The 18,402-nt window shown below is 51.2% G+C and carries 19 protein-coding genes; 12 read left to right on the top strand and 7 right to left on the bottom strand.

Annotation, left to right across the window (positions count from 1 at the left end):
• The 4 genes from H8L47_RS24280 (at window position 1) to H8L47_RS24265 (ending at window position 3,166) form a co-directional block, all read left to right on the top strand.
• Window positions 1-948: an NAD-dependent epimerase/dehydratase family protein gene (locus H8L47_RS24280; protein ID WP_186956260.1), complete on the top strand. Its 948-nt coding sequence runs from the start codon at window positions 1-3 to the stop codon at window positions 946-948.
• Complete coding sequence (locus H8L47_RS24275) at window positions 941-1,567, top strand: LysE family translocator (protein WP_186956259.1); 627 nt, start codon at window positions 941-943, stop codon at window positions 1,565-1,567. The genes H8L47_RS24280 and H8L47_RS24275 overlap by 8 nt, the downstream gene beginning before the upstream one ends.
• Window positions 1,568-1,687: 120 nt before the next feature.
• On the top strand, window positions 1,688-2,257 hold the full coding sequence (locus H8L47_RS24270; RefSeq protein ID WP_186956257.1) for a DUF922 domain-containing protein: 570 nt from the start codon (window positions 1,688-1,690) through the stop codon (window positions 2,255-2,257).
• Between the two features lie 102 nt (window positions 2,258-2,359).
• The gene (locus H8L47_RS24265; protein ID WP_186956256.1) at window positions 2,360-3,166 is read left to right on the top strand and encodes a hypothetical protein; all 807 of its coding nucleotides are present in this window, start codon (window positions 2,360-2,362) and stop codon (window positions 3,164-3,166) included.
• 96 nt (window positions 3,167-3,262) lie between these two features.
• Here the strand turns inward: H8L47_RS24265 and H8L47_RS24260 are convergent, their stop codons facing one another.
• Window positions 3,263-4,000 carry an LOG family protein gene (locus H8L47_RS24260; RefSeq protein ID WP_186956254.1) on the bottom strand — a complete coding sequence of 246 codons (738 nt, stop codon included), beginning with the start codon at window positions 3,998-4,000 and terminating at the stop codon, window positions 3,263-3,265.
• Here H8L47_RS24260 and polA point away from each other — a divergent pair, their 5' ends adjacent.
• From polA to H8L47_RS24245, 3 genes are all read left to right on the top strand, one after another.
• Window positions 4,001-6,787, top strand: a complete 2,787-nt coding sequence (gene polA, locus H8L47_RS24255) for a DNA polymerase I (RefSeq protein ID WP_186956253.1) — start codon at window positions 4,001-4,003, stop codon at window positions 6,785-6,787.
• Window positions 6,788-7,411: 624 nt separating this feature from the next.
• Window positions 7,412-7,972: a hypothetical protein gene (locus H8L47_RS24250; protein WP_186956251.1), complete on the top strand. Its 561-nt coding sequence runs from the start codon at window positions 7,412-7,414 to the stop codon at window positions 7,970-7,972.
• Between the two features lie 22 nt (window positions 7,973-7,994).
• Complete coding sequence (locus H8L47_RS24245) at window positions 7,995-8,615, top strand: hypothetical protein (RefSeq protein WP_186956250.1); 621 nt, start codon at window positions 7,995-7,997, stop codon at window positions 8,613-8,615.
• Between the two features lie 11 nt (window positions 8,616-8,626).
• On the opposite strand, the gene H8L47_RS24240 is transcribed toward H8L47_RS24245, so the two are convergent.
• The 4 genes from H8L47_RS24240 to H8L47_RS24225 all read right to left on the bottom strand — a co-directional run bounded on the left by H8L47_RS24240 (window position 8,627) and on the right by H8L47_RS24225 (window position 12,568).
• Window positions 8,627-10,609, bottom strand: coding sequence for a COG3904 family protein (locus tag H8L47_RS24240; protein WP_186956249.1), 1,983 nt, complete (start codon window positions 10,607-10,609; stop codon window positions 8,627-8,629).
• Between the two features lie 107 nt (window positions 10,610-10,716).
• A complete protein-coding gene (locus tag H8L47_RS24235) occupies window positions 10,717-11,814 on the bottom strand; it encodes a serine hydrolase domain-containing protein (protein ID WP_186956247.1) in 1,098 nt (365 codons plus the stop codon).
• Window positions 11,815-11,819: 5 nt separating this feature from the next.
• A complete protein-coding gene (locus H8L47_RS24230) occupies window positions 11,820-11,993 on the bottom strand; it encodes a hypothetical protein (RefSeq protein WP_186956246.1) in 174 nt (57 codons plus the stop codon).
• Window positions 11,990-12,568, bottom strand: coding sequence for a TIGR01244 family sulfur transferase (locus H8L47_RS24225; protein ID WP_186956245.1), 579 nt, complete (start codon window positions 12,566-12,568; stop codon window positions 11,990-11,992). The genes H8L47_RS24230 and H8L47_RS24225 overlap by 4 nt, the downstream gene beginning before the upstream one ends.
• 105 nt (window positions 12,569-12,673) lie before the next feature.
• Between H8L47_RS24225 and H8L47_RS24220 the strand changes: the two genes are divergently transcribed.
• The 3 genes from H8L47_RS24220 (at window position 12,674) to H8L47_RS24210 (ending at window position 14,937) form a co-directional block, all read left to right on the top strand.
• Window positions 12,674-13,216 (top strand): phosphoglycerate mutase family protein, encoded by a 543-nt coding sequence (locus H8L47_RS24220; protein WP_186956243.1) that lies wholly within the window; start codon window positions 12,674-12,676, stop codon window positions 13,214-13,216.
• A 42-nt stretch (window positions 13,217-13,258) separates the two neighbouring features.
• Window positions 13,259-14,341 (top strand): calcium:proton antiporter, encoded by a 1,083-nt coding sequence (locus H8L47_RS24215; protein WP_186956242.1) that lies wholly within the window; start codon window positions 13,259-13,261, stop codon window positions 14,339-14,341.
• Window positions 14,342-14,412: 71 nt separating this feature from the next.
• A complete protein-coding gene (locus H8L47_RS24210) occupies window positions 14,413-14,937 on the top strand; it encodes a GNAT family N-acetyltransferase (RefSeq protein ID WP_186956241.1) in 525 nt (174 codons plus the stop codon).
• 45 nt (window positions 14,938-14,982) lie between these two features.
• On the opposite strand, the gene H8L47_RS24205 is transcribed toward H8L47_RS24210, so the two are convergent.
• Window positions 14,983-15,540: an NIF family HAD-type phosphatase gene (locus tag H8L47_RS24205; protein ID WP_186956239.1), complete on the bottom strand. Its 558-nt coding sequence runs from the start codon at window positions 15,538-15,540 to the stop codon at window positions 14,983-14,985.
• Window positions 15,541-15,777: 237 nt separating this feature from the next.
• A complete protein-coding gene (locus tag H8L47_RS24200) occupies window positions 15,778-16,581 on the bottom strand; it encodes a DUF4019 domain-containing protein (protein ID WP_186956238.1) in 804 nt (267 codons plus the stop codon).
• 591 nt (window positions 16,582-17,172) lie between these two features.
• On the opposite strand from H8L47_RS24200, the gene H8L47_RS24195 reads away from it, so the two are divergent.
• Together H8L47_RS24195 and H8L47_RS24190 are read left to right on the top strand one after the other, a co-directional pair.
• On the top strand, window positions 17,173-17,733 hold the full coding sequence (locus tag H8L47_RS24195; RefSeq protein WP_186956236.1) for a hypothetical protein: 561 nt from the start codon (window positions 17,173-17,175) through the stop codon (window positions 17,731-17,733).
• 28 nt (window positions 17,734-17,761) lie between these two features.
• Window positions 17,762-18,364, top strand: coding sequence for a hypothetical protein (locus H8L47_RS24190; RefSeq protein ID WP_186956235.1), 603 nt, complete (start codon window positions 17,762-17,764; stop codon window positions 18,362-18,364).
• The last annotated feature ends 38 nt before the right edge of the window (window positions 18,365-18,402 follow it).

Raw genomic sequence — 18,402 nt, 5'->3', positions numbered from 1 at the left:
ATGCATAAGAATGTCTTGATTATAGGCGGTACGCGCTTTTTTGGAAAACACTTGGTCAGGCGGCTGTTGGCGCAAGGTCACCGCGTCACTATCGCTACTCGTGGCCAGACACCGGATGACTTTGGCAATGCCGTGCAACGCCTGCGTGTAGACAGGCGAGACAAAGCTGCCATGCATGCCAGCTTTGAGCACAAACGCTACGATCTTATCTATGACCAGATGTGCTACTGCCCGCTGGACGCCGCCATTGCCCTCGATGTATTCGCTGGTAAGACGGGGCGCTATATCATGTCATCCACCATAGAAACCTATCGCCATTTGATGGCAGACATAGTGCGACCTTTGCGTGAAGACGACATTGATCTGGGCCAGGTCAGTGTGGATTATAACTACCCTTGGCGCGACCCTGCCCTGGCCGAAGCCAGCTATGCGGCTGGCAAGTTGCAGGCAGAAGCCGTGCTCATGCAGGATGGCCGCCTGCCTGTTGCCACCCTGCGCATTGCTCATGTGCTGGCTGCGCAAGATGATTTCACAGGCAGGCTGGCCAGCTATGTCAGCAGGGTGCAGCAAGGGCAGGTGTTGACGCACTCACCTGGGGCTGGCCGCTCTTCATTCTTGAATGTGGATGCAATAGTCGATGCCATGCTGTGGGCTGGGGAGGCAGATTTCCTGGGGCCGGTGAACCTGGCTTGCCACGGCGACATGTCCGCCCCGCAGCTGCATCAGCGCATCGCCCGCTTGCTGGGTAAGCCAGGCCTGTTGCAGGTTGCCAGCAATGATGGACAAGAGCACAGCCCCTTTGATTATGCCCATGATTACCTCATGGACACCTCACGCGCACGCAGCCTAGGCCATGTATTTCCTGCGCTGGATGCCAGTCTGGATCAGCTGATCATGGATTTACATGCCCATCTGCAAGCGACTCAGCCAGAGGTTCAAAATGCCTGATCTGGCCAATCTCTTGAGCTTTATCCTGGCATCCTGCTTCGTCATCATCGTGCCTGGCCCAGCCACCTTGCTGGTGGCAGAACTGGCCAGGTTTTCCACACAACGCGCTGCCGTGGCGGTGGCGGGTATCGTGATGGGCGACATCGTACTGATTGCCTTGTCCGCAGCAGGGTTTGCCGTGCTCATGCAAAGCCTGTCCTGGTTGCTGCCAGGCTTGCGCATGCTGGGGGCTGCTTATCTGCTGTATCTGGGTATAGGCTTGCTGTGCAACCGCAACCTGACAAAGCAACAAGAATCAAAGCCAGCCAGCGCCAGCTTTGTGCGTGGCTTGCTGATTACCATCAGCAACCCCAAGCCCATCCTGTTTTTTTCCACTTTCTTTCCTCTGTATATTCCACCGGCTCAAAGCAGTGCAGTGCAGGGCTTTATCAGATTGGGGGCCATGTTTGAAGTCATCAATGTGCTGTACTTTATCCTCTTGTGCAGCACGCTAACGTGGGCTGCAAAACAGTTCGCTCAAAGTAGAGTCAGGCATAGCTGGTTGCAGAAAGACGGCATGCAAAAAGTTTGCGGTGCTGGCCTGCTCTTTTGTGGGTTGGGAATGGGCTGGAGTTTGTGAGTGGGCTAATGATATACCAGTGCGCCTGTTTGGTCGTAGAATCTGATATGACCGCCAAAGGGCTTTCGCTGCCCTTTGGGCGTATTTGTCAAAAAAGGCATCATTATTCTGGAGAGTGCCATGTACATTGAAAGATACCTGTTGCTGGCATTAATGTTTGGCTGCCCTCTGGCCAGGGCCGAGATTCTGGAGACGGTGGATTACATCAAATATCCCGTCAGGCATGAAGTTGGTACCTCACTCGCCAGGGCAATCAACGCGGCTACCCCTGTGATTGACGGCCATATGAAAAACCACAGCCACACCAGATGGGATATGCAGTGGAGATACACCTATGACAAGACTAGTGATCTCCGGACTTGTAAAGTCAAAGCCATCAGCGTCACGTTGAAAGCAACGATCACCCTGCCAGAACTCAGCAGCAAGGACGACAAGGTGATTGCACAATTCAATAACTATCTGCCAGCGCTGAAAAAACATGAACTGGGTCATTTGCAGATTGCGCAGGAAACTGCAAAAAAAATAGACCAGCGCCTGCTGGCACAAGCCGCATTACCTAGCTGCGACATACTCAAAACTGTACTCAATGCCCAGGGAATGGCATTGACAGAAGAAGCGAAAACGCAAGGCGTGCAATACGATGTCCAAACCCGGCATGGCCAGACCCAGGGCGCATATCTGCCAGATTAAGCTGTTTTGCGAAGACCTCAATATTGTGAGCAAATGCAAGTCTGGTTTGCTGCTCACTAACATGCTGCTATCGTGAGTGTCACCTCATAAAAAACCATCATCATGACTACTATCAGCCATCAGCAAGCCCTGGATAAACTGGCCGCCCGTCAACTGGTGCAAGTCATCGAAGACGATGTCGCCAACCTGGTTTCAGAAGCCATGAGTTATGCCAAGCACGACAAAAAAATGACGGTAGACGGGTATGTGCTGCCCCAATTGCTGGCACGCTGGAATTGTGTGTTGCAAGGGCCAGAAGATGAAGTCAGTTCTGGCTACAAGGATAAAACAGCACTGGCAATGGCGCTGCTATTGCACAAGCATGGCATCGCTGAATCTGCGCTGACAGCGAGTGCCGTGCAAGCGATAGATAACTTGAACGCTGCTGTCGCCCTCAGCGATGCTTTCTTCAGGAATACTGATGCCATCAAAGACTTGTTGGCCAGCCCGCCAGTGGCCTTAAAGAAACGCCCGTCTACTCGCGAGAACCTGACTTTCCTGCGTGCCCAGGATGTGCTCGCTCTACAACTGGGACAGTATTTCTATGCCGCCTATGTGCATGAAATTCGCGGCTTCAACGAATATCCCATCATAGAATTATATGACGGGCGCTTTGACAGCAGGCCGGTGATGGCTGATGTACAGGGTCGTGCAGCCTGGGGGGAAACCTTTAACGATGGGCAGACCCGCATCTCCATGCATGCCGTGTTCGGCATGCGTCATGTGCCTGATCCTGCTAATCAATTCCACCTGATTGCCAGTGGCATCACAACTACCCCAGAGCGTGGCAGCTTGCTGCCTTCGGTGGGCATGTTTACTGTGAGTGATTTGTTTCAATTGCAGACGGTACTGAAAAAAATAGGCGTCTGATGCACGTTGCCGTATCTGGTACGCCGTGTGCACGGCGTACTTTAAAAATAGATGTTTAACTTGCTCAGCCGTGCTTTTTGACTGCCTTGCACCTGGCTACAAATACAACATCTTCTGCCGTTCTTCCTCAGACAGATTAATATCCCTGGCCTCATAAAAAGCAAAAATGGCATCGACGATATTGGCTGGTTCATCGATGAGCTGTACCAGGTAGAGGTCATCCGGGTTGATCATGCCATTGCCCACCATCTGCACCCTGATCCAGTCCAGCAAACCTTGCCAGAAACTGGTGCCGACTAATATCACCGGGATGTTGCGTGTCTTGCCGGTCTGTATCAGTGTCAATACCTCGCTGACTTCATCCATGGTGCCAAAACCGCCAGGAAAGACCACATAGGCATCGGCATATTTGACAAACGCCACCTTGCGAGCAAAAAAGTGGCGGAAGGACAGGCTGATGTTTTGCCAGGGGTTACTGCGTTGCTCATGTGGCAATTCAATGTTCAGGCCGACTGAGGGCGATGCACCCTCGAAAGCGCCCTTGTTGGCAGCTTCCATGATGCCGGGCCCGCCACCAGAAATCACTGCAAAACCTTCGTCCGACAGCCTGCGCGACAAATCCACACATTTGAGATAATCCGGATGGTCGGGCTTGGTGCGCGCAGACCCAAAAATCGTCACTGCAGGGCGGATCGAAGAAAGCCTCTCGGTGGACTCGATAAATTCTGCCATAATCGTGAACATATGCCATGATTCACGCGCTTTCAGCGAAGTTGCTTTTTCCTGATCGATAATCTGGCGCAACCTCGTTACATCTTTTCTGTTTCCGTTCATATGCAAAATACTCTCTTGTTAGTTGATGGCTCTAGCTATCTGTACCGCGCCTTCCATGCCATGCCTGATCTGCGCAATCCTCAAGGTGAGCCTACGGGTGCCATCTACGGCATGATCAATATGTTACGCCGTTTGCGTGCTGATTACCCGGCAGCATACATGGCCTGCGTTTTTGATGCAAAAGGCAAGACCTTCCGCGACGACCTGTATGCCGACTACAAGGCCCAGCGCGCGCCCATGCCAGACGACCTGCGCCTGCAGATAGAACCCATCCATGCCGCCGTCAAGGCCATGGGCTGGCCCATCCTCATGGTGGAAGGGGTAGAGGCCGATGACGTCATAGGCACGCTGGCAGTAGAAGCCACCAAACTGGGCTTCAACACCATCGTCTCTACCGGTGACAAAGACCTGGCGCAACTGGTGAACGCCAATGTCACCCTGATCAATACCATGAGCAATGAAAAACTCGACGAACCCGGCGTGCTGGCCAAGTTTGGCGTGCCACCCAACCGCATTATCGATTACCTGACACTGATCGGCGACACCGTTGACAACGTACCCGGCGTTGCCAAATGCGGCCCCAAGACTGCCGTCAAATGGCTGACAGAATACGACAGCCTTGATGGCGTCATCGCCAATGCCGACAAGATCAAGGGCGTGGTTGGCGACAACCTGCGCAGTGCGCTGGAATGGCTACCGCAAGGCCGCGTGCTGATCACCGTCAAGACAGACTGCGACCTGGTTGGTCATTACGATTCCATCCAGGATAGCCTCATCGCCAAAGAAGAAAGCCGCGAAGACATGCTGGCCTTCTTCACCCGTTATGGCTTCAAGACCTGGCTGCGCGAAATCACTGGTGATGCCACCGCTGGCGCGACACCATTGCCAGCCGCCAAGGCCGCCACCAGTGGTGGCAACCCGTCACAAGCGGGTTTGTTCAATGACGATGCTGATACCAATGATAGCCCAGTCGCACCAGTCCAGCACAATTATGAAACCGTATTGACCGAAGCCCAGCTCGATGAATGGCTGGCCCGCATCAATGCCGCGACGCTGACATCAGTGGATACAGAAACCACTTCGCTAGACCCAATGACCGCACAAATGGTCGGCATCTCGCTATGTTGCGAAGTAGGGCATGCAGCCTATATACCTGTCGCCCATAACTACCCAGGCGCGCCTGATCAATTGCCCAAGGCATTGGTGCTGGACAAACTCAGGCCCTGGCTGGAAGACGACAGCAAAGCCAAGGTCGGCCAGAATCTCAAATACGATAGCCACATCTTCGCCAACCAGGGCGTGCAATTGCGCGGCATAGCGCATGACACCCTGCTCGAATCCTATGTCTTTGAATCCCACAAATCGCATGACATGGACAGCCTCGCCATGCGCCACCTCGGCAAGAAAACCATCAGCTTTGAAGAAGTCTGCGGCAAGGGTGCAAGCCAGATCTGCTTTGACCAGGTAGATATAGAGCGTGCCAACGCCTACGCGGCTGAAGACGCCGACATCACCCTGCAACTGCACCTCGCCATGTGGCCAGAAATAGAGCCAGATGCCAATTTGCTGCGCGTCTATCGTGAGATAGAAATACCCACCTCGGTCGTGCTGCAAAAGGTAGAACGCAATGGTGTGCACATCAACAAAGACTTGCTGGAAACGCAGTCGCATGAAATCGGCATACGACTGCTGGAGCTGGAACAAAAGGCTTACGAGCTGGCAGAACAACCCTTCAATTTAAATTCCCCCAAACAACTGGGCGAGATTTTCTTTGGCAAGCTGGGCCTGCCTGTCGTCAAGAAAACACCATCCGGCGCACCGTCGACCGATGAAGAAGTCTTGCAAAAGCTGGCCGAGGATTATCCTCTGCCCAAGGTCTTGCTTGAATACCGTGGTCTGGCAAAACTCAAGTCCACCTATACCGACAAATTGCCCAAGATGGTCAACGCCAGCACAGGCCGCGTCCACACCAATTATGCGCAAGCCGTGGCTGTGACTGGCCGCCTGTCATCGAATGACCCCAATTTGCAAAACATCCCCGTACGCACCGCCGAAGGCCGCCGCATACGCGAAGCCTTTGTGGCGGGGCCAGGCAATGTCATCATCTCTGCCGACTATTCGCAAATCGAATTGCGCATCATGGCCCACATCTCTGGCGATGCTAGCCTGCTGGCTGCCTTTGCCAATGGCGAAGACATCCACCGCGCCACAGCTGCTGAGATTTTTGCTGTTGCCCTCAACGAAGTCAGCAGCGAGCAGCGCCGTTATGCCAAGGTCATCAACTTTGGTCTCATCTATGGCATGAGCGCATTTGGCTTGGCCAGTAACCTCGGCATTGAACGCAGCGCCGCACAAAGCTACATCGACAAATACTTCCAGCGCTACCCCGGCGTCGCCCAATACATGGCCGACACCCGCACCAAGGCCAAGGCCCACGGCTATGTAGAAACCGTCTTCGGCCGCCGCCTGTGGCTGGCCGAAATCAATTCCCCCAACGGCCCCCGCCGCGCCGGTGCCGAACGCGCCGCCATCAACGCCCCCATGCAAGGCACAGCAGCAGATCTCATCAAACTCGCCATGATTGCAGTGCAAAACTGGCTGGAAACAGACAAACTGCAATCCAGAATGATCATGCAGGTACACGATGAACTGGTACTCGAAGTACCGCAAGCCGAGCTGGAACTGGTCAAACAAAAATTGCCTGAACTGATGGCAAATGTAGCGAAGCTGGATGTGCCCTTACTTGCTGAAGTTGGTGTGGGTGCGAATTGGGAAGAAGCACATTGAGGGGGGGGAGTGCTGCTTGTTTTCGTAGGTTGGGCTGGGCCTCGCCAGCCTACGCTTCACCAGCCCAACACCGTACCTTAAATCACAGACGTGACGGAATGCGGAGTGCAATAGATGTGTGCTTCAGATGGGTATGTACGTTTATATGCTAGGGCATCCAGTTGGCTTAATCATGCATTTAATTTCAAATGAGTATTATGAGCGAATCACCAGATGAAAAGGATACTGCGAAAAGCGACGAGGAAAACGCGGTAGGCGCCATCGTAAAATTGACACTTGCTTGTTTGGCTTATGGTTTGCTCGTATATTGGGTTTGGAACGATGTTGGCTCAAGTGGGCAGACCACGAGCCTAGGTTCTTTTCTGATGTTCTTGTTTCCCGAAATTTTGTGGTTTGTATTTTTCGGTATATTGATTATTGTTGGAGGAGTGACATTGATAATACGGTTCATCCGAAAGATATTCTCTAGACTGTAGATTGGGTCGGGCTTCGCTAGGCTACGTTTCACCAACCCAACACTGGGCCTCAGATTACGCACGTTTTCGAATACGATTTGAGCATATCTGAGTTTTAGATGAGAACCTGCAGCGCACCGAGTCGTGGATTTCATTTCAAATTGGCATCATGAACGAATCACCCAATAGTAAGGAAAATGCACTTCACAAGTTAAATAAAAGCATGAATATAGAAATAATCAAGCAAACCATTATCCAAGCAAAATGGTTTTCGCAAATAGGAAATTATTGCCCAGGCGATGGCATGCTAGCAGTCCCGAATTTGCAAGCGTGGAATACAAAAATTTTCAATTCCGACATCCTCGAACGTGAAGCATATATCGCAGCAAACATGGATTGGTTGCCAAGCAGTATCACTGATGGTGACCCAATACATGGAAGCGCATTACGTCATTATCACGAAGAAAATCAGATTGATTATCGTCCCGTCCTTAAAGAAATCAGTCAACTTTGCATAAAATCCTTGCTTATTGTTGCCGATGATGCCATCACCTGCGGTCCCCACAATTTCACAACAGCCGCAAAGGATGCAGCCTTGTATTGTGCGCGTATCGCAGCAATGGAAAGCATGGCCAACAAGCCTGGTCGCTGGTGTGAATTGCTCACGCTGTACGGAAACGGATACTGGCCATGTGGGATGATGCCAAGCGGAAACCTGGTCGTATTTTGAAGTAATTATTATCTGGATCTACATGAATTACCTCATCCTCGCACTAACCCTAATCATCCCTCTGCTCATCATCGCCGGTATCGTTTATCTCTACAAAAAACTCTCACGTCGTACATTTATATTATTAGCTTTGACGTTAGCAGGAGGCCCCTACCTGGCTTACAAGCTATATGAGCGCCAGTTCATGCTGGAGGCTGTACCCGATGCATTGGGGGTTACCTCGATTGTTTACCAAAATGAAGAATCCTGGGGATTCGGGCCGGGTGGGAATGAATCGGGGATACGGTTGTATCCTTTGCCAGACGCTACCGCGCAGCTTATCAAGAAGCGTGGCATGGACTTCTTCAAGGACATGCCAGCCAACCAGGACCAGCAAAGCCGCGACTGGCGTGGTAGCTATGAGAACTGGGCAGCAACTCCCATTGCCTCTCCAGAATCCTGGGCAGTGAATAATGAATCCGGGCGCATGGATATTGATGATTACATTTGCACCTATGGTTATTGTCTCACCATCAAACCCTCAGTGGCAGTTGAGGCGAATGCCATCATCAACAGCCCAGGCAGTTATTATGCCTATGGACGGATAGGCCTGATCGTGGTCAGCCCGGAAAAGAAGCTGGTGCTGTATTTGTACAATGGCTAGATTGGTGTAGGCTACTTCGCTTGCACCAGCCCGCTCAATACTACGTGCCGGTCTTTCTCGCGCAAGCGTTGGATGTTTTGGTACAGGGCGATCGAGGCTTCGCATTGCAATTCAGGTTGTTTGTTGAAGGCTGACAGATCTTGCGTCACGCGCTGGTGCAGCGGGCTCATGAAGTTCATCAGCTTGCTTGCGGCCTTGGCAAATTCTGGTGAGTTCATGGCATAGCTGGTGCCATGTTCTGTGGCGCTCAAGACTTTTTCCATGAGGGCGCGGTCGCGAATAATAATGCTTCTCGGCAGAGTGCGGTGAATGTTGAGCTGGCCTTTGATGAATTTGGCACAGGCGTCTGGACTGACATCTCTGGCTGCCTTCAATTGATCAAGGAGCAGGATGCCATATTCGGCGACATAGGCATCTGGTGCTGACTTCAGCGCGCTGATGTATGCATTTTTGAGTGGCAACTGTAAAGCAGTTTGCAAAGCTTGCTGGTCAGCCCCTTGCAGTTTCATCTTCCATATCTGGTTGCTGAGTTCCTCCATTTTTCCAGGGTGACGTTGTTCGTAGATACGCCACATTCTGTTATCGCGTAGTGCTTGCAAGAGGTCATCGCGGGTGTGCATGTCAGAGAAGAGCGTGGAGCCTGCCTCGCCGCCAAGTGAGGTGCGGGTGATGACGCCGGCGTCCAGCAATTCTTCCCGGCTTGGGTACCACATGTCTTCTGAACTGGTTCTGCCGATCCGCTGGACGAACTTTTCGGGAAGATTGGCTTGTCGATATCTGTTCAACATGGCCTGGGTCGCCAACTCTTTTTCATTTCCATGGATACCAGGGAAACTGGGTTGATGAAAGCCTATGCTGGCGTTGGGTGTCGCAGCACGGTCCTGACCTGCCAGGAAAATATAGGTGCAGGCACTTGCGCATTGCTCTTCAACGTAGGTATTTAGCCCCCTCGCTTTGAGCAGGTCGGCAATTTTCTGTGCTTCCAGCAGGCGGCCACCAGGTGAATTCAAAATGATGGTTTTGACCTGCGGGCTGGCTTTGATGAATTCTGCAAAGCTGGTACTGCTGCCTTCACCCAGCGTTCCCCTTAGTGCTAGCATGTCGCCTTGAGCTGAACCTGTGATGGTGACCTTGGGCATGCTGTCATTGCCGCTGGCGATCAGGAAAAGTTCCTGCATTTTGGGGAGGTGAGAATCAACGGCCTTGGTCACCATGGCGACCATGCTGAGTACGACCGATAGTTGCGCCAGTATGGCAAGCAAGCCAGAGCCACCTCTGGATTTATGCTTGCTGGCAGAACGGGCGATGCCTACCATAGACCACAACCAGATCAGGCAGGCGACAAAAAAACAGAAGATAATGGCGCTAGCCAGTGCACGTAGCGTGATGCCGGACTTTTCCAGCACACTGATGACGCCAATGGCGACTATACCCACAACGATGTTGCTCAGGAGCACGCCATTGATCCAGTAAGATCGGGCCAGTGACATATTGCCGCGCCAGTGTGCCAGCATGTAGTTGGTTTTTTGACGTATATCCTGTGCCATGCTGGTCACGTCGACATCATGCGAGCTTGCTGTTGCCATGCTACCGGCATTGACGGCTGCCTGTTCTACCTTAAGCTTGATGTCCTGAATTTTTTTATCAAAAGCAAAGAAATTCAACATCAAGGGCAAGCCATAGATAAGGCCAAGTCCTAGCACCATGGCGATATCAAGCTGCTGTCCTGACGCGACGAAAACGACGACAAAGAGCAGGGCAATCATCAGGCTGATGAAACCATATCGCCTGGCAAAACGCAGGCGGCGCAAAGTGCTATGACTGGAGAGGGCAAGCCATGGAACAAAATAAAATGACAGGATCAGGAAAACACCAAAAAGTGCACCGACAGCTTCAGCGCTGTTGCTGTACTGCGTTTTTGAAAAAGTAATGGATGTCGAGAGACCCAGAAGTAGCATGAGTACCAGATTGGTGATGCGCATAAACTTGATCATGGGGAGTGCGGGCTAGTGTTCTGAGTTATTGTTGATGGCCGTGTTTCTGTTCATAATTTTCATTTCGTATTTGACTAAACGATTGCGCCAGGGTAGCCCGGACATGCTTATTTCTTCCCGTCCGGCTTGCCCTGTTCCTGTTCCAGTTTCAAGTCTGGCAGATAACTGGCAGCGACAATATCGATGAAACGTCCCAGGCTTGCTCCTGAGCGGTTTGTCAGGATGATGATCGTCAAACCTGGTTCAACGAAGCGGCTGAATTGTGTCGTGAAACCCTGCCATGCGCCATCGTGATCAAGTATGGTGTACTGCTTCAACTTGGACATTCCCCAGCCGTAGCCATATGGATAGCTGCCGCCCTTGTTGAGTTTGACCGGTGTCCAACTGGCTTGCTTCATGCTGGCGCTGAGGATTTGCTCACCTTGCAGGCCAATATCCCACAAGGCCAGGTCATGTGCAGTCAGATACAAGCTGCCATCAGCCGTGGCGTTCAGGCTGGGGGATACCCAGTCCTGATTTTTGTATTGCCCGTCCACCACGTCGTAACCAGCCGCCCTGTGCATGATCAGATCACGTTCACTGATGATGCGTGTGCTCATGCCCAGCGGCTGGAAAATTCTTTCCCTTAGCTGCTCACCATAAAACTTGCCGCCAACCTGATTGCAGATAAAGCCCAGTAAATGATAGCCGGTATTACTGTATGACCATTTCTCACCTGGCTGAAACAGAAGCGGCACCGAGGCGGCAATCCTGATCAAATCCTGATCGCGGTAATCTTTGCGGTAATTGATTTTTTCTTCGGCATCGCGCAGGCCCGAGGTATGGTTCAGCAAATGATGGATGCGGATATTTTTCCAGCTGGCAGGTGTATTCTTTAAATACTTGGATACCGGATCATTGAGTTTGAGCTTGCCATCCTTTTCCAGCAAGAGCACCAGTGCAGCAGTAAATTGTTTACCGACGGAGCCTGACTGGAAGATGGTCTTTTCGCTGACCGCCACCTGATGCTCCAGATTGGCCCAGCCATATCCTTGCTCACGCACGATTTTTCCATCTTTGACCACTGCCAGACCAAGACCAGGTATTTGCTGGCGCTGCATTTCCGCCTGTATGGCCTCATCCAGTGCGTCTGCATGGGCAGGGCTGGAAAAGAGGAATACGCTGGCAATTGCCAGGGATGATATGTGACGCAAATTAGTAAACATGAGATTCAACACAACTCAATCCAGCCCGCAGATAAACAAATGAAAACGCCTGCCAAAGCTCCCAATAGCAGGCCAGCGAAAACAAGCAGGGCTTTGTACAAAATTTGCCATAATGTGAGAGATGGCTGTGTTACTGTTTGCTGATTAATATCCAGTGATAATGTTGAGCTGTCGCTCATGATTTACCTCCATCACCGCGGGTAGCGATACGTTTTTTTATCAAGCCCTCGAGGTCATCTGCCTTTAGTCCGGCGGATTTGACTGCGGCCATTATGGTGGCGGCGTCCAGGCCGCCAGTACGCGATGCTTCGACCAGGCTCCAGGTGCGGGCAGCGCGGCTGCCACTGCGGCAATAGAGTAATATCTGGCCCTGGTTTTTTGCCAGGGCTTGCTGCAAGGCAGTCACGCTGGTATCCGGGATGTCGCCATGCGGTATGGGGATGTAAGTAAACTTCAGCCCGGCAGCCTGCGCCTCTTTTTCGATAGCGGCTGCACTTGGCTGGCCGGCTACTTCGCCGTCCGGGCGCATGGCGATAATCGACTGTATGCCTTGCTGCTTGAATGCTGCAATACTTTGCGGCGTGATTTGTTCCGTGACACGGATATCCCCATGCAGATGGCGGGTTGTCGGTGCAGGAGCTACTGCAGCGGCGGTAGTCGTGTTCAGACGCGAATAGAGTGCCATGCCAACAATCGTCAGCGCACCGGCAAGTAGGGAGATCGCAAAAAGAGCTTTATTGCCAGGTAATTTCATGAAAATATTCTTGCCTGTTTCAGATAGCTCAAGCATAACATGCTGACGTAGTAAAATTCACGGGTCTGAATTGTCACTGTCTATTTTCCTTGCCTGAAGCCACCCATGCCAAAATCCACCGCCGTTTTGTTTGCCTTGTGTTGCACCTTGTTGTTACCTTTCACGGTGCAAGCCGAGCCTGATTTGATTATCCTGGTGCGCCATGCTGAAAAATCGGCGGACAATCCGGCTGACCCCAGCTTGTCTGCACTTGGCCAGGCGCGGGCGCAGGCCCTTGCAATAGCTTTGCAACACAGTGCTGTCAGCAACATCTTCACCACCCAATTCAAACGCACGCGTGAAACCGCGTTGCCGCTGGCGCAGGCCAGGGGCATCACACCGCAAGTGCTGGGGGCAAAACGCGGTGCCGAGCATATCAATGAAGTGGTGGCTGCGGTGCGTGCCAGCAATGGCGTGGTGCTGGTAGTAGGGCACAGCAATACTGTGCCTGCCATTGCCAGCGCTCTGGGTGCGCCCGCCATGAAAGAATTTTGTGAAAGCAGTTTTAGCCACATGCTGGTACTGCGCCCGACAGCGCAGGGTGTGTATATGGTGCAAAGTCGTTATGACGTAGCTGAAGCCAGTAGCACCGATGCTAACTGCCAATGATGACATTAACATCCTTTCCGACAGAAACAACGAGGAGCAAGCATGACTAAGTCTGCCACATTGCCGCGCTGGTCCATCATCATGCCTTTTGCTACCTGGATTGTTCTGGGTGGCGGCTTGTTGATTACTGCACAGCTATATGTCGTTCTGCTAACCATTGCCTTGTTTGGCGGTGTGCTGACCGCTGTCTATCATGCTGAGGTGGTTGCACACAAGATAGGCGAACCCTTTGGCACGCTCTTGCTGGCTCTGGCCGTCACGCTGATAGAAGTTGCCCTGATCGTCTCGCTGATGCTAGCAGGTGGTGAAGCCACGTCCGGCCTGGCGCGTGATACCGTGTTTGCTGCCATCATGATTATTCTCAATGGCATTATCGGCCTGTGTTTGCTGGCTGGTGCCAGCCTCCACAAGGAGCAAAGTTTCAGCTTGCAAGGTGCCAGCACTTCACTGGCAACGCTGGCGGCACTGGCCGTACTGACTTTGGTTCTGCCAAATTTCACTTCGACTGTGCACGGGCCGGTCTACAGCCCCAGTCAACTGGCTTTCATTGCCATTGTCTCGCTGGTCTTGTATGGCACTTTTGTACTGGTGCAAACTGTACGTCACCGCGATTATTTTTTGCCTGAAGAAGCTGTCGCTGATGAAGAGGTGCATGCCGCCCTGCCCAGTAATGCCGTGGCCTGGACCAGTGCCGGTTTGCTGATGCTGTGCCTGGGCGTAGTCGTGTTGCTGGCGAAATCCCTGGCCCCCACTCTGGAGCATGCTGTCGCTGCGGCTGGTGCCCCCCAGGCCCTGGTGGGTATCATCATCGCCATCGTGGTGTTGCTGCCTGAAGGCGTAGCAGCTTTCCGCGCGGCCCGCGCCAACCGCCTGCAAACCAGTATCAACCTGGCGCTCGGTTCTGCGCTCGCCAGCATAGGCTTGACGATACCAGTGGTGGCGGTTATTTCACTGAGCACAGGCTGGTCACTGACACTGGGTCTGGATGCTAAGTCCATGATCCTGCTGTTACTGTCGCTGATGATTACCACCATCTCACTGGGGACAGGGCGCACGACCATCATGCAGGGCACTATCCATTGCGTGATTTTTGCAGTGTATTTGTTTACCACGATCGTGCCGTGAAGGTGGTGCTTACATCAGCCTGTAGGGTGCGTTTGGCGCACCATAATAGATAAAAATGTCAGAAAAATATTATGCATATCGACTTCCTGCAAGCGGCCCAACACGAGTCGGTGATAGATCTGTTGCACGACATAGGCACGCATTACAACGGCGCGCATGCTGCTACGCGTGAAGTCGTCAAAGCCCATTTCATGTCGCAACTGCTCGCCGCTGATTCAGCCGTGCGCATTGCTGTTGCCATGCGTGATGATGGCATGGTCACAGGTTTGATCGCGATCACGATTTTCCATTCTTTCGTCAATCCTGTGGCGGGAGAAAGTGGACAATTATTTATCAAGGAATTGTATGTGCACTCAAACGCCCGGCGCACAGGCGTGGGAGAAGCACTCATGCAATGGGCTGCCAGATATGCACTCAACAATGGCTGCGCGCGCATGGACTGGCATGTCATGGCATACAACGACAAGGCCCGGAATTTCTATGAAAGCCTGGGCGCGGCGCATGTCGTTGAAAGATTACATTATCGACTGGATGGCGAGGACCTTGCCAGGCTAGGGAGTCTGACGAATTTGAATAAAGGAGATGAAAGCACATAGATAGTGAATCATGTCCTATGGTGTGCACGGCGCCATCAGCATTGGTCAGGCTTGTTGCGGGTCTCCAGTAAAGCGTAGCCGCCAGCCACGCTTTTCAATCTTGCGGATATTCTCTGCCAGTTTCAGTTCTTGCAGATAGAGCATGACGTGCTTGAGTTCACGGTCTTGCATATCACCTTCAAACATATTGATGCGCACCAGGTTGCCATAATTGCGGCGGAGTTTTTTTGGGGTGTCATCCAGCATGATAATATGCTCAAGCCGGTAACCACGGCGTTTGACTTTTTGCAGGTTCTTGACCCATTCAAAATCCTGATATTCAGGATTGAATACGCGCGTACAGCGCTGCCTGGCCCAGATAAATTTCAGTGGCGGTTCTTCGCCAAACAAATGCCTGACGATGATGGCGGCATAATCTTCCGAAGCAGAAGTCCAGACGGCGCACTCAAAATGTTCCAGGCAAAATGCGATGAATTCCCTCACATGCGGACGCAGATAGACGTGATAGGAAAAGAACTGAAAATCAGCTTCATGGCCGAGTTGTTGTTCAGTCGCATAGATCAGGGTTTCATCAAGATCGAGTATCAGTAATTTCTTGTTCATGCATGTCCAGCACTTGAACACCTAAGCTCAGAGTGCGTTACTTGTTAATCAATAATGCAATATAGCAGCAAGGTTGTCACCGTGGCTGGTGCGTGATAATTACTAAACTGAATTTTGCATAAAAAAGGTAGAAGCGCAGTAAGTGCTTGATAGCATGGGAGTTGGCCGGGAAAACAAGCGGTATTCACTATTCTCATCCGGGTATACTTTATCCGACCTGCATCTTCAGGCGTGTATCTATGTCTTACACCCCATCTGCTTGCCCAATTTTCCCATGTCACTGGCGGACGTTGATTTGACGATGTCTTCAGAAATATGGCCATATTCTTCACGCATAAGACTGAAGTGATTTTTACTGTCGGGTGCCAGAAACCAGACCACATAGCCGCAGGTAACCGGGGCAATGCTGTGTTTTGTTTCATAGTCTACGGCGATATAGGTGCCAGGCTGTGATGAATTGACAGGGTTGTCATAAACGGTGACGCGCCACAGATCACGTGACACCAGCTTACCGATTTTTGCCTGGTAAGCGGTAGCGAGGGCTTGCCACTCTTCTGGATTAATGGTGGCTTTCATGCTTGGACTAAGCATGTTATAGGCGGTTTCGTAGTAAGCGTTTTCTTTGGCAGACAGATAGGCAGTGGTCAGTTTCTTGCCTTCTATCTTGAGTTTGAATTCTTGATCGCTGTCTATTTTTCTGACGGTGGGAGTGGCGCCTTTAGGACGCGTTGGCAAATCAGCTACACAGCTCAACATTTGTACCATATGGAAAACCGGTGTTTTTTCAGCAGATTTTTGCGCTGTCAGGTTTTCTGATCCCGCAAATTTATACTTACCATATTGCGGTATCTTGCCTGCACACAGGGTTGACGCCGGATCTGACATCATGACTTGTGCCTGATCCACAGTCAGGCTGATGTCGCTGGTGAGCGTCAGTTCGAACTCAGTGGCAGATATTTTTTTAAAAGCCAGATCCGCCGCGATAGCAGTGCTGGAGAGCAGACAAAAGCTGAGGATGGTGGCAAGGTGTGAAAGCGTCATGGTTGTTTGCGATGTGAAGTAATGCCGCAACGATACGGGATATGTTTGCATTTAACAACCAAGGATAAGGCAGGTGTTTCTGTAGCACTACGCCTGACATGTTTGACTCAGGATTGATTTTAGATTTGTTGATGTATCACGCTGCTGCACTGTAAATCGCTGCCACTATGCAGTACACACTTGAATTCAGAGCATGTTTAGCAGCATTTTTGATGAGTAGCGTTTATGCCGTCATGCGCGCCGAAAATCGAGACGGACAGATACGCGCGGGCAATTGCATTAATGTAGGTCGCAATGACTAAATATGATGCGTCTGAACAGATAGAAGGGCAAAAAAAGCAGATTTCGTAAAAGCAAATTGTTTCCGTGAAAAATCAAAAAAAAGCTGCAGGCTTGTGTTGATAGATGCGCGTCTATGAGGTATCGTGCCGTAAGTTTTGCCAATTCTGTCTATAAGTGATTCTCGTCGCTTCCTGCTTGGTGTCATTGATAATAGAGAAAATTGTCGAACGGCTGCGTTGCGTCAAGCCGTCTGCCAAGCGGTGGGGCTGTTGACAGATCCGTATCAAATCAATCAATTCTGGAGCAAATATGCATATCAAGAAATTTGCCACTTGCGTGGGAATTGCTGCACTGAGCACGGGTTGCTCCATGATGGCGCCACAGTATTCGGTTTCCATCGAAAATGTTCAAACTTTGAAGAACAGTGGTGAAACCAAGCTCAGTGTGGGACAGTTTATCTCCACACCTGGACCTGGAAACACCTACCCAATTTCTATACGTGGCTCTTCTATGAGCTCTCCATACAGTGATTCCTATGGTGCGTACGTGGCTGAGGCCATCAAGCAAGAACTGTCACTGGCAAACCGTTATACGCCAACGGGTAGTCTCTCTGTGTCAGGCGTTTTGCTCAAGAATGACATTGATGCTGCTGGCTTCAGTGTAGGTTATGTTACCGTCGAGGCACGCTTTGTCGTCAAACGCAATGGTGCTACGACCTATGATCAGGTGAAATTTGTCAAACAGGAATTTCCCTCTTCTTTTGCTGGTGCCGTAGCTATCCCCAAGGCCATTCAGGAATATAACTTTGCGGTACAAAAACTGCTGGGTCTGGTTTATGAAGACAAGGCTTTTGCTGACGCAATCAAATAATTTTTTTACTCTTTACATAAATCTATCCATGCGCTTTTCTAAACTCTTTTCCATCGCATTCGCCGCAGTTATTCTTAGCGCGTGTGCCCATCCATATTCTGTTTCCCCTAATGCGGATAAACTTGGCCCACCTATCCAGGGCCAGCAAATCAATGCTAGTGTTGCTTACATCATCACGCCTGAACAAAGCAGTCTGGTGGTCACGACACCCGGCGGTGGCGGTGATAAAGTGACGTATCAACCTTATCGTGATATTGAAACTGGTTTTTACCGTGTATTGAGCAATGTCTTTACCAAGGTGACGCGCTTAAAATCCACCACGGACACTGATACGATGGCGAAGAATAATATCTCCATGATCATTACACCGACAATCAAGACTGACTCGTCTTCTCCAAGTGCCTTGACCTGGCCACCGACCAAGTTCACAACAGAGTTGACTTGCAAAGTAACAGACAAGAATGGCCAATTGATATTTGAAACCAAAGTTTCTGGTAATGGCGCTGCAGAATTTGATGAGTTTAAAAAGGACTTCAATCTGACAGGACGTCGTGCTTCCGAAGACGTGCTCCTGAAGCTGCAACGCAGCCTGATGGAAGCGCCAGAGCTGAAATCTCATATCGTCCGCTGATTTCAAAGCGCTACTGAGTTTGCAAGACCTGCCTGCAA

The organism is Undibacterium umbellatum (assembly GCF_014284125.1).
Taxonomy (GTDB): domain Bacteria; phylum Pseudomonadota; class Gammaproteobacteria; order Burkholderiales; family Burkholderiaceae_D; genus Undibacterium; species Undibacterium umbellatum.
The sequence above is the reverse complement of the archived record's forward strand: the minus strand, read 5'-3'. Positions and strand labels throughout refer to the sequence as shown.